This window comes from Streptomyces sp. NPDC003691, assembly GCF_053981115.1.
In genome coordinates this window covers 1-12,610 of record NZ_JBSFNQ010000140.1, presented here as the reverse complement: position 1 = coordinate 12,610, position 12,610 = coordinate 1, and the positions used below count along the sequence as shown (strand labels likewise).

Annotated in this window: 3 protein-coding genes; all 3 read right to left on the bottom strand. The window is 73.5% G+C overall.

Annotation, left to right across the window (positions count from 1 at the left end; translation table 11 throughout):
- Positions 1-83: 83 nt before the first annotated feature.
- The 3 genes from ACWDR0_RS32880 to ACWDR0_RS32870 all read right to left on the bottom strand — a co-directional run bounded on the left by ACWDR0_RS32880 (position 84) and on the right by ACWDR0_RS32870 (position 12,559).
- Positions 84-1,676, bottom strand: coding sequence for a hypothetical protein (locus ACWDR0_RS32880; RefSeq protein WP_456355487.1), 1,593 nt, complete (start codon positions 1,674-1,676; stop codon positions 84-86).
- A 76-nt stretch (positions 1,677-1,752) separates the two neighbouring features.
- Entirely contained in the window at positions 1,753-4,500 is a 2,748-nt protein-coding gene (locus ACWDR0_RS32875; RefSeq protein ID WP_456355486.1) for a hypothetical protein, read from the bottom strand.
- 82 nt (positions 4,501-4,582) lie between these two features.
- Positions 4,583-12,559 (bottom strand): hypothetical protein, encoded by a 7,977-nt coding sequence (locus ACWDR0_RS32870; RefSeq protein ID WP_456355485.1) that lies wholly within the window; start codon positions 12,557-12,559, stop codon positions 4,583-4,585.
- Positions 12,560-12,610: the final 51 nt, after the last annotated feature.

Below are 12,610 nucleotides of genomic sequence, written 5' to 3'. Positions count from 1 at the left end.
CTCCGTCGGCGCACCCTCCACGACCACCGTCTCCCTGCCCGGCGGGGACCCGGGCCCGCGCCCCCCTGCTGTCGTCCCGTCAGTCAGGAAGCGGTGCAGTTGATCCGTACCGGCGCCGCCGCGGCATGGCGGCCGCCGGTGTCACTGCCCCGGTTGCCGAGGACGACGGACAGCTTGCCGCCGGAGATCGCGTAGCTGCCGGCGTTCACCCAGTTCCCCAGATGGGAGGTCTGCCTGATGGAGAAGGTGCCCAGCACATTGCCGGACTTGGGGGTGAAGGCCCGGTACACGGTGTAGTAGGCGGGGTTGCCGCCCACCCGGGTGATGTCCTTGACGTTGGGGATGTACACCTGGACCGAGCAGACGCCCTTGGTGACCTTGCCGGTGGAGAACTTCCACTGCGCGGTGCTGTCGTCGGTGCTCCGGTCCGAGTTCGGCACGCTGAAGTAGAAGCCGTTGCACCCGTAGCCGGTGGTGCTGCCGCGGCCGCCGCGCCAGCGGTCCTTGCCCTTCTTGTCGTACCTGCCCGTGGCCGCGAACCCCGGGGTGTCGCAGCCGGGTCCGACGAGATGCGAGTACGTGGCGGGCGCCGGGGGCGGCGGCGGCTTGGCCGCCGGGGTGGACTTCGTGGGCGTCTTCACGGGCGGGGTCTTCGTGCCCGGGGCGGCCGGGGGCTGCTTCGCCGGACCGGCCGGGGACTTGGGGTTCCCCGCCCCCGCCGGGGTGCCCGGTGCCTTCTGGCCGCCGGTTCCGGTCCCGGCGCCGGGACCCGCGGCCCCGCCCGTACCGGTGCCGCCCGCGACGCCCGGCAGCGGGGCACCCGCCTCCTGGGGGCCCGGTACCGGCGTCAGCGGCCCGGGGCCGCCCGCCCGGGCACCCGTCGTACCGGTGGCCGGGGTCACGCCCTTGCTTCCCGCGACACCCTTGGCCGCGCCGGGGGCCTGGATCTTCTCCTCGCCCGGGACCAGCCCGGGGTCGTCGCTGTCGGGGTCCATCAGACTGCCGGCCGGCCCCTCGGCGACCACCGGCTTCCGCTTCTCCTCGTCGGAGCCCGAGATCAGGAACGGCACCGCGATCAGCACCAGTCCGCCGAGCGCGGCGGCGGCTATCAGGGGCTTGTTGGGCCGCCCGGGCGGTGTGCCGTCGGCACCCGCACCCGCACCCGCACCGGAGCCCGGCCCGGCGGACCGGGTCGCCGTGGCGATCCGCGCCCGTACCGCCGACACCGCGCCGGTACGGGTCCGGGCCGCGGCCGCTCCCCCGGTGGCCGCGGCCGGGGCGGCGGTGGAAGCCGCGGGTGTCGCCGTGGCCGTCGTCTCCGGTGCGGCGGGCGTCGCGGAGCCGGACGCGGCACCGCTCACCGTGGGGACGGCCGTGGTCGTCTCCTCTTCGGCGGCGGGAGCGGCGGCGGGCCGTCCCACCGCCGCTCCCGAACCGGTGGAGCCGGAGGACGACCCCGTTGCTCCGGTGGAACCGGCAGCCGCGGCTCCGGTGGCGGCCGAGGCCGCCGTCTCCGGTGCGGCGGCCGGTGCCGGGGCGGCTGCCGCGGCCACGGCGGCCCCCGCGGGGAACAGGCCCGTGGTCGGCTCCTGGGCCAGACCCGGCACGGCCGCCGCGCGCCGTACCGAGGTGTCCGGGGCGTTCCCGCCGTCCGGGTTGGTCTCTCTGCTTGCCATGCCTGGGGTGCCTTTCTGGGTACGGATGCGGGTCGGGGTGCGGCGGAGGGGCCGGGGCGTGCGGGCCCCGGCCCGCTCAGAACGCCGGTGGGACGTACAAACGGAACGGGCCGGTGCACCGCCCCGGCCAGGGGGTCTCCCCGGCGGCCGGGCGGCGGGCGGCGGTGTCCAGCTTCTCCAGCGCCTCGGCGGACGGTTCCCGGACCGGGCCGCCCCCGGCGGGCAGCTCCGCGAGCAGGACCCGCGCCGGTGATCCGTCGCCGCGCTCGCGCCGGGCCAGCACGGTGAAGGAGGTACCGGCCGCGAACAGGGCCCCGGCGCCGTCGCCGTCGCGGGTGAGGACGGAGGTGCGCCGGGCGGTGACGGGCCGGATGGCGTACCGGACCAGCGGATCGGGGGGCAGGGCCGCGCCGCGCGCCTCGGCGTGGACGACGTCCAGCGGGGCGTCGCAGGTCAGTACGGCACCCGGCACCACGTCGTCGGGGATTCCGGGCTGCGGTACGGCACGGATCAGGGTGCCGCGCAGCGCGGGCAGCCTGCGCAGTCCGGAGGCCAGACAGACCGCGTACGGGCGGAGGTGGTCCGGGTCGGCGGCGAGTGCGTGCGCGCCGAACGGATCGCCGGGGCCGGAGGAGAGGTAGAGCCGTACGGCGATGAGATCGGCGCTCGCGCCCTCCTCCCCGGAGCTGCGGAGCGCGGGCAGTTTGATCAGTGCCTGCCCGACGGGACCGCTGTGCTCCTCCCAGACGGCGGCGGCGAGTTCCCGGAAGGCGAGCCGGTCGCGCTCGCCGCTGAGTCCGGTGGGCGCGGGGCGGAGGGGGGCCTGGCGGACGGGAGTGGGCGCCGGGGCGGCACCGACGGCCGGGGCGGACACCGGTGCGGGCGCGACGGCGGCGCTGGACGCCGGTGCGGGGGCGACCGGGGCGGGCGTCGGGGCGCTCGTACCCGGGGTCCCGGCGGGTGCCGGTTCCGCGGTGACCGCGGCCGGACGCGTACCGGCGGCCGGTTCCGGGGTACTCGCGGCCCCGCCGACGGTGGACACGCTCGGCACGGGCACGGTCGGCACCAGTGGGACACCGGCGGCGACCGGGGCGGACTGCTCGGCGCGGGCGACCCGGGAGATCGCCGCGACGACCGCCGGTGAACCGGTCGCCGTCGCCGGGGCCGTGGGCTCCGCGACGCTCACCGCGGGCGCGGTACCGGAGACCGGACTCGGCAGCGGGACCGCGGCAACTTCGGCTTCGACCCGGACCGGAACCGGGGCGGCGGTCGGCACTCGGCCGGCCGCCGAGGCGGTGGCGGGGCGCCCGGCCGGTGCCCGCCCGGACGTGGTGGCCGGAGCGCCGGCGCCGACCGGGAGCGGGCCCGTGGGCGGCGGACCGGTGGTGGCCGTCGCCGGAACGGCCGGAGCGCCGGTCTCGGCCCGTACGGGCTCCGGCGTCCCGGCGGCCGGAGCACCCGTGTCGCCCGGGGCGGCCAGCGCCAGCCCCGCCCTGACGGCGAACTTCCGCAGATGGGCGACGAGTTCCGGGGAGGCGTCGGCAGGGGTGGCGAGTTCGGCGTGCGCGCGGGCCGGGGTGCCGAGGTCGGCCAGGAGCGCGGCGAGGCCCTTCAGATGGGCGTCGCGCTCCCGGCCCGCAAGACAGGCGGAGTCGAGGGTGATCCGCAGGGCTCGGGCGTCGGCGGGGCGCCGGGCGACGTCCCGCGGCGGTTCGGGTTCGCCGCCCACCCAGATCCCGGAGCGTACGGCGACGGCCCGGGCCCCGGACGCCAGCCGGAGGGCCGGTTCGCCGCCGGGTGCGGCGGGGGCGCCCGGCAGGGACCAGCCGGTGGGCTCGGGCCCGGGGCGGGAGCCGTCCTCCCGCGCGGGGTAGCACTTCACCGAGGTGAGCGGCGGGGACCAGGTGAACTCGCCCTCGGTGGAGACCATCCGTACGGATTCGGCCGCCGTGCCGTCACCGCTCAGCGGCAGGCCGAGGGCGACCTCCAGCTCCGTACCGAGCAGATCGCAGACGTCCTCGGCCAGGGTGACCGCTTCGCGGCCGTCGGCGGGGACCAGGCGGACGGCGGACCGGGCCTCGGCGGGCAGCCCGGCCAGCAGGGTCGCCACATCGTCGGCCGGGACCGGCCGGGCGCGCGGCACGCCGAGCAGGACGCTCACCTTCTCGGGGTGCGCGGCGGCCGCGTAGGCGGGGTCGTCGGGCCGGGGCGCGGCGGCGTCCGCCGGGCTGAGCAGCATTCCGGCGGGCACGGGCCGCGCCACGCACTCCCCGATCCGGCCCGCGGGGACCCGGGCGAGGGCCCGCTGCCAGCGGGGCGCGGGCAGCCGGGTGCCGAGGGCCTCGGGTGCGGCGTCCGGCACGAAGCGCCACCAGCCGCCGCCGGACGTGGCGGGCTCGGCGACGTACAGCAGTCCGCCCGGAGTGAGTACGGCGGCGGCGTCGGGCGCTTCCAGGATGACGCGCCAGGCGTCGGCGAGCCGTTGCGCGAGCGGCCCGGCCTCCCCGGCGGGTGCGGCGGCCCCGGACAGGACGAGCCGTACCGCGATCGGCTCCTCGCCGCTCAACCGCCCCAGCAGGGAGCCGAGTTCCTCGCCGAGATTCCCGGTGGCGTCCGGGGGCACGTCCACGACGACGACCGGCCTTCGGGCGTCGGCGGGCAGCTCGCGCAACAGGTCACGGACGGCGGATTCGCCGACGGCGGAGGACCGCAGCAGATAGCGGTGGGTGAGGTCCTCCAGGAGGGTGCGGGGCACGGCCACGGCATCGGGCGCCGTGCCTCCGCCGTCGTCCCGGCGGCCGAAGCGCCGCAGCAACTCGGGCATTCCGCTTCTCCGGCGTCCGGCCGTGCCACCCGTCACTTCGCTCCGTACCACTTGTTCCGCCTCCCCGTTCGGGCCGATCTCGTCATGACGTCCGTTCCGTGCCCTTCGGTTGCGGGGCGAGAAGGTCGAATGCCTGCTGGGCACGGTTCGGCGGCACACCGGCGGTTCCGGGGCGGGTCCCGGGCCCCGATGCGGAGTGCAGCGGGATGTTCGCCGTGTCGCTGACGCGCTCGATGATGGCGAGATGGTCCGCGAGGACGCGCGCCAGGGACTCGGGATCCGTCCTGACCATCAGCCCGTCGCCGTGGACCGCCGGCTGGTTCTCCCGGGCCCGGAACAGATGGGGGTCGTCCTGCTTCCGGCCGGAACTGTCGAGGTACTCGTCGGGCAGGCCCAGGTAGTGGAGCAGTTCGTGGGTCAGCACCGCGTCGTGGTCGTTGATGTCCCAGTGGAGCTGGTCCGCACGGCCCGGGACGGGTGTCCTGGTCAGGGTGATGGCATCGCGGCGGTCCGGCTTGTCGACGAAACCGACCGTGACCATGAGCTGCTCCTTCGAAACGGGGAGCCGGTAGCCGCGGTTGATATGCGTGTCGAGGGCCTTCTGGACCCGGGTCTGCACGTCCGTGAGGTCGCTGGTGCTCACGTCCCGGCCCAGCTTGAACGGCAGGGTGACGAAGAAGTGCCGGGCGGTCCGTCCGTCGGGCAGCTCCTCCCGGCTGACGCGGTAGCGGATCCGGGTTTCGGATCCCCTGAGACGGCCCGCGGGCCGGTCGTCCTGGCGCAGCTTCGGGTCGAAGCGCTCCGTGCTGACGGCGGCCGTGTCGGCACGGCCCCGGACGGGCAGTTCCTGCCTGCCGACCCGGTTCTCCACGAAGTCGCCCTCGGCCCGGGGCGGCTTCGCGGACCGGGGGGCGTCCGGATCCCTCGGCGGGGGTGATGCGGCAGCGGGTCCCGGGTTCCCTTCGGGCCGGTTGCGGGCGGGCGGCGGCGGAGGCGGAGGCGGCGGGCTGCCGGAGACGGTCGCGACCGACGGGACGGGCCGGGTCAGGGGCTGTGCCGCCAGGGAGTCGGAGCGCGGGCCGCCGGGTCCGTTGCCTTCGGTGCCGCGGGCCCCCTCGGCACCGGCCGTTTCGGGGTCGAAAACCCGGTAGCGGATGCCGTCGTCGTCGCGGACGGCGAGTTCGACGGTGAGCTGCGATTCCCGGGCGATACGGGCGGCCCGGTCCGTCGCCTGCTGTTCCGCCGCCACCCACTCCGGGTCGTTCCGGTCGCCGTGGGGCAGGGTCATCCAGAGCTGGGGCATGCGCCGGTCGGTGTCGAGGACGTTCTCCCGTTCCTCCCGCACTCGGGTGAGGTGCTCGACGATCGTCGCGTCGGGCCGGGTGTCGGCGCCGTCGGGGCCGGGATTCGGTTCGGGGGTGCCGTCCGTGCTCCGCTGTGGGGCGGACAGGTCCCAGACTCCGTCGCCGCGGTCGGCGTCCGGCAGTACGCCCAGGCCCAGCAGGTCCAGCTCGGAGACGCGGAGGACGACGGTACCGGTGACATGGCGGGTGCCGTCGGGCCCGGTGACTGTGGTGACGCTGTCGGCTTCGATCTCATGGGTGTGCAGCCCGGAGGTGGCCGTACGCAGTCCGGCGGAGCCCACCTTGGTCCAGCGGCGGCCGGCCGCCGTGTCCCCGCCGCCCTGTCCCTGCGGCACCGACTGGTAGTGGAAGGGAGTGGTGTTCGCGCCCAGGGTGTGGTTGCCCTCGGCGTCGACGGTGTGGTTGACCCCGAGCGTGGCGTTGGTGGTCCGTGAGGTCGACGATCCGGCCGTGATGCCGAACCCGGCCTGGCGTACCCGGTCGATGGTGACCCCGTGCGAGTCCCCGAGGAGCTTCGGCCGGAGGATCTCGGTGCTGAGCGCGACCCGAGGGGTGCCGTCGGCGGAGTGGACCGGCGCCCCGCCGAGACCGGAGGCCTGCCGCAGCGGGTCGACGGTGATCTCCCCGCCGTGCAGCAGCTCAGTGATCCGTACCGCCGCAGCCTCCTGGCTCGTACCGCTGATGAGGCCGTCCGCGTCGACCAGTGCGGGCGCGACGGTGTGGATCGCGTTCAGCAGCGGCAAGGACTGCGGTGCTCCGTAGACGACCTCCGTGCCACTGGGGCGTACGGGGGTGGCCTCGGTCCTGGTCAGACCGGCCCTCGGGTCCTGCTCCCGCACCCCGGCCGGCAGCCGTTCGACCACCGGCCCGGCGACGGCCGGGGCGTTGTCGTGGGCGAACCGGAGGGTGACGCTCGCGTTCACCTCGTCGATGGCGCCGCGGTGCACACCGTCGACGGAGATCTCCGCGTTGAAGGTCCATGCCAGTCGGAACTCGGCCCCGCCGTCGGTGCGCTGCCAGATCCGGTCCTCGGCGGTGGTCGAGGTGGTGACGGTGTCGGTACGGGTGGTGGAGTGCGCCGCACCGGGGCTGACGCCCAGTTTGTGACTGCCGGTGGCACCGGTGGGCACGGAGGCGCTGCCCGATCCGGAGGCGCTCCACTTGCTGGTGGTGGAGCGGGCGTCGGTGATGTTGTTGGGCGCGTGCTGGCTGAAGGTCTCCAGCCCCGCGCCCGCCGCCGCGGCACGGCCCCGCACATTCTCCAGGGCAGTCGTATCCCAGCCGGTCCGGCCGGAGAGACGTACGGTGACGTCCTTGGTGGTCAGGCCGTCGGGGTGGGGGAAGGTGAAGGCGAGCGGCTGGTCCCCGCCCCGGCCGACGAGTGCGGCCATGGCCGCGGGTGAGGTGAAGTCGGCGATGCGCTGGCGCAGTCCGGGGACGTAGTGGGAACTGCCGGGGGTGAGGGCGCCGGGTACCTCGGCACTGATCAGCTGGGTGAGCCGGGTACGGAAGAAGTCCCGGGGATCCGGGCCGGGCTGCTGTTGCTGCTGCTGCTGCTGCTGCTGCTGCTGCTGCTGCTGCTGCTGCTGGGCGGACGCGTTCGCCGCGGTGTCCGGTTCCGTGGCGGATGCCGCCGCTGCCGCCACGGGCGCGGCGGGCGCGGGCGGCTGCGGGGCGGGGAGCGGGGTGGTCAGGGGGGTGACTTCGAGGACCGTGGCCAGCCCGGCGACGCCGTGCGTACGGAAGCGGTCCGGCAGAGGTATGTCCTGGGGCCGGTCGTCCCCCGTGGTGACTCCGGCAAGCCCGGTGAGCTGGCCGCTGTGGCGGAGCTGTTCGGGGGTGGCGAGGAACTGCATCCCGCCCGGTACGGTCCTGCTGACTCCCGTCAGCGGGACGGGGGCCGCGTGAACGGGTCCGCCGCGGTGTCCGCGGACCACGGTGACCTCGTACGCGATATCGGCGGCCATCCGGTGGTAGGTGCCGCTCTCCGAGGGGACATGGGTGTTGCTCGTCGACACGGCGGCCGTCACGGCATGGGTCGTACCGCTGCCGTGGATGGCCTTCGCACCGCCGCCGCCGGTGACGGGACGGCCGGCGGCAGGGGTACCGGCTGCCGCGGCCTCCGCCGCCTGCCGATCCGGGCCGGACTTCAGACCGAGTCCGCCGCCGCCCTCCAGGGACGTCGTGGTGCTGATCTGATGGGAGGCGCTGTCGACGAACCCGAGGTCGACCTCTCCGTACTGGGAGACCGTGCCGAGATGACGCACATTCGTCATCCGGGCGCTGATCTCCACGACGAGATCGGTCCCGACCGTGGCGCCGGGGACGAACAGATCGTCGATGACGTACACGCCCTTGACCATCTGGTGGGCGCGGGCGGTCAGGGCACCGGGGGTGAGCTGGGCATGGAGGGCCTCGGAGAGCAGGATCTCCTGGGCGGCACGGTCGTCACCGGTCACCACCCGCCGTACCGTAGTCGCGGCGTCGACGAGTGCGGACATCCGCGAACCGGAGCCTTCGGTGGCGGCGGGCTGGTTGTACGTCGGCAGCACGCCGCCGCCGGGAAGCTCGCCGGGCTCCGTGTCCCGGCTGCCGGGGTCGTCCTCCGCGGTCGACCGCCGGAGCAGATCGTTCACCAGGTCGTTCAGCACGGTGCTGCCGCGCATGAGGTCGACCATGGCGTTGTCGGGCAGCAGCCCGCCCGGGTCGGTGACGGTGTAGCCGCCCGTCGTGGGGGTGGCTGCGGTATCCGACACCGTACGTCCCTGGGGCAGGGCGACATCGAGATGGGCGCGCGGTTCGCCGCGGTTGCCCTGGGCGGCTCCGGTGGTGATGCCGGAGTGGTAGTCGTGCAGTCTCTCGCCCCCCGCCGAGATCGTCAGATGCAGCTCGGCGGGCACCCGGAACACCTCGGTGGACTGTTTGCTCGTTCCCAGCAGCTGGGAGTAGGCGAGGCCGGAACCGGTGGTGAGGGTATGGGCGTTCTGCCAGGTCTTCTTGATCTCGGCATTGCCGGAGAGCCGGACCGCGGAATCGCCGACGGCGCGCCCGGCGTCCACGCTGCCGCCCACCGACCAGGACGTGGTCCGGGTGCGGGAGCTGTTTCCCGGGATGCTGATACCGCTGATGTTGGGGATGACGACGCCGGAGGCCGTCTTGAGGTGCCGGACCGGATGCTCCTGGGTGCCGTTGTCCAGGGGCGCGGGCTTGCGCAGTTCCAGCCTGACCTCGATCCGGTCATTGGTGCCGCCGAATCCCGGCTTGTTGAAGTGGAGGGTGTAGCCGCCGTCGACCAGCTCGTCCGCACCGGCCTGGAGGCCGTGGGCGGAGGTGAACAGGTCCAGGTCGCGCAGGTTCTCCAGGCGCGCCTTGACCAGGGCCTCGCCGCCGGGCCAGGTCACGGGCTCGGTCCGGGGCAGATATCCGTTGTCGGTGAGCCAGCGCCGGGTCTCCGTGAGAACGTCGCGGGCGCCCGGTCCACCGACCGCGATCGGGGTCGCCGAGACACCGAGGGACTGGAGGTCGGCCACTTCGGCAGGCGGTTTCACGGTCTGCTCGGCCCCGGGGGCCGTCCGGGCGACGGTATTCGGGTGCAGGGCGCGGATCCACACATCGGTCGCCGCCATCTCGTCGGCGGCCCGCCGGGGAGTGCCGTCGGCGCCGACAAAGGTGACCTGGTACGTGACCCGGGCCGGGGTGAGCACATGTCCGCCGTTGGCGCGCAGGTTGCGCAGCAGGTTGTGGGTGGAACCGGCACCGAAGGACTGGTCCTTCTGGAGCGAGCCGCCGCCCTTGACCGCGCTGGTGACGGCGAAGTTGAAGTCCCTCAGCGCGGACGGCTCACCGGGCTTCTGGGTGTTCAGGGTGGCCCCGAACGTACCGTCGGCACCGACCGTCCGGGACACCTTGGCCTGGGAGTCGACCTTGGTCTGCCGGTCGAGGGCGCGTTCGAAGTTGTAGGTGTCGGTGACATGGATATCCCGGCGACCCGGATCGCCGGAGGGTGTGATGTTCGCCGTGACCTTGAACATGCCGACGGCGTTTCCGTCCTGGTCGACCAGGAGGGGCGAGATGGTGCCCTGGGACGGGCGTTCCCCGTCGGATCCGGCGTACTGGAGCGGCAGCGCGCCGAGCTGCTGCGGGCCGCCGAAGAAGCGGCGGAACGCATCGCGGGAGCCCGGTGAGAGTCGGCTGAACTCGCCTCCGAACTGCGCTTCGGCATGACGCAGCAGGCTGCCGGGGTCGGTCATGGAGTCCATGGTCCAGAGCGGCAGTTTCGCCAGATGGGCCCGGAACTCTCCCTCGTCGCGGCTGATGACGGGCGGCCTTTGCGCGGAGCCGTCCGGCTCGGAGGCGGTGAGGTGCTTGGGGAACCAGGCGGTGACGATTCCGGAGCCGGCGGGGTCGGACCAGAGGTTCACGTTGCGCGGCTGGAGAGGAATCTCGTCGCCGGTGCCGTCGCCGACCGTATCGTCGGTGGCTGGCGTGCCGTCGTTCGGTGTCCGGATGCTCCAGGCGGCCTGATAGTCGAAGGGAATGGCCCGCTCGCCGCTGCGCATCATAGTGGTCGCGACGACCGCCTGGGCGACGGTCGTGGACAGGGTGTGGCGGCCCAGGCCGATCGTGGGCGTCACGGAGAGGCTGAAGGCGGTGATGCGGTTCCAGACATCGCCCAGGACCGGGACGGCCAGCGTATTGAGCTTGTTGACCAGCGATCCGGCCCAGGCGGGCAGCGAGACGGTGCGCACCGCGCTCGTACCGCCCTGTGATGTTCTGTCGTAGCCCGAGGACAGCCGGTCCTCGTTGTTGCGCGGCGGGAAGCGGCCCGACGAGCCGTACATCTCCGATGCCCTGGGCTCCGAGAGGTTCAGGCGGACATCGAGCGGATACTCGGTGTCGTTGTGGACGACGGTGATGCGGTGACCGTCGGGGCTCAGCAGCATCACCCGGTTGTCGTGCAGGGCCTGGGGGCTGATGAGGGTGTCCAACTGTCTTTCGACATCGGCGCGCTGCGGATCGTCGGAGGCGATGCCCCGGGCCTCCAGAGCGGCCAGCAGCTGCCGACGCAGTGCGTTCACGACTCCGGGGCCGGCTGTGGAGAGCTGCACCCCGCCCGGGACACCGCGGTGGTCGGTTCCGAGGTCACGGACCGCGGGGGCGAGGTCTTCCGCCACGTCGTTCTCCCGGAACAACCGGCCGAGCGCAAGGCCGCCACCGCCGAACGCCGCCGTGCCGTCGATCTCTTCGCGGAACAATCCACGCAGGCCGAAATCACCACGCTCGAAGGGCGCCGGAGTGGAGGGCGCCGGGGCGCCGCCCTCCTCCCGGAACAGGCGGCCCAACCCGAAATCACCACGACCGAACGCAGCCGCGCCGTCGCTTTCCTCCCGGAACAACCCGCGCAACCCGAAATCACCACGCTCGAAGGGCGCCGGGGTGAAGGGCGCCGGGGCGCCGTCCCCCTCCTCGAACAACCGGCCCAACCCGAAATCACCACCGCCGAACACCGACTCGTCGTCACCCTCGTGCGCCGAAGTGTCGTCGGCCTCCTGCGCGTCCGGGCCCGGCTGTTCCAGTTCCGAGTGGGCATCCGAGTAGATCTCCGATGCCGTCTCGTACACGGAGTCACCGTTGTCCGAGTCGATGGCCTCGGTAACGTCGGTGACGGTCGTCATCGGGAACGGTGGCGTGCTCGGACCGGCGTTGTTCTCCGCGACGTCCGGAGCGTCCTGCGGCGTGTCGTCCAAAAGCCGCGGTGCCCGGCTGACGTCCCGGAAATCCAGCTCTCCGTCATCGTCTTCCGACAGCATGCTGTCGTCGAGCACGGTCTCGCCCGACACAGTGGCCGGTGCGGTGACGGAGGAGGGCCCGGGAGCGGACTCGTCCTTGTTCCCTCCGGGCTTCTCAGTGGGCTCCGGCGAGGACATCGTGCTCTCGGTGACCGGCCGGTTCGACTCCTTCACCTGGTCGTCGAGCTGCTGGTCGGTATCGCCCACCAGGGTGGACCGGTCCGATTCCTCGGTCCGGTCCGGGCCGCTCTCGGTGGCGATCCGCCCCGGCTGCTCCGCGCCGGAGCCCGCCTTACCCGTGTCGGTGCGCGGGGAAGCCTGATTCGACGAGTTGGTCTGCTGGTTGGTCTGGTTGGGGGTCTGTGCGGCGGTGGGTGAGGGGGAGCCGGTGGTGGGGACGGGTGCGGTGGTGACGGGGGGCGTCATCGGGGCGCCGGTGAAGATGTCGATGAGTTCGCCTTCGCCCTCGTAGACGAAGTCGTCGAGGTAACTGTTGTCGTTCCTGCCGTTCGCCCCGCCCTTGTCGTCCTCGCCGTTCTTGTTGTCCTTGTCGTCGAGGGAGGCGAGGGACGCGGTGTCCTCATCGTCGTCGTCGTCGCCGAGGGGAATGAGGGAGATGGTGTCCGCGTCATCGTCGTCCTGGGAAGCCAGGGATACGGCGTCGTCCTGCGCGCCGCTGCCGGCCGCGGGCGACCCGGAACCACCACTTCCGGCACCGGACGGCGCGTTGCCGCCCTCGGTGAGCGAGCTCGGGGGTGCCATGCCCAGGTTGTTCCGCATGCCCATGGCGAGGTTCTCGCCGCCGGTCTCCATCATCGCGCCGAGACGGCCTTCGACCATGCCGGAGGCGAACGTCAGACCGGAGGTCTTGAACGTGTGCTCGTCCGAGAAGATCAGGTTGTACATACCCTCCGAGACCGCCGCGTGGGCGCCCTCGAAGATGCCCCGGCCGGTGCC

What these genes read in the sequence shown, in the direction of transcription:
- ACWDR0_RS32880 (WP_456355487.1), bottom strand. Translation starts at nt 1,676, where the DNA reads ATGGCAAGCAGAGAGACCAACCCGGACGGCGGGAACGCCCCGGACACC.
- ACWDR0_RS32875 (WP_456355486.1), bottom strand. Translation starts at nt 4,500, where the DNA reads ATGCCCGAGTTGCTGCGGCGCTTCGGCCGCCGGGACGACGGCGGAGGC.
- ACWDR0_RS32870 (WP_456355485.1), bottom strand. Translation starts at nt 12,559, where the DNA reads ATGTACAACCTGATCTTCTCGGACGAGCACACGTTCAAGACCTCCGGT.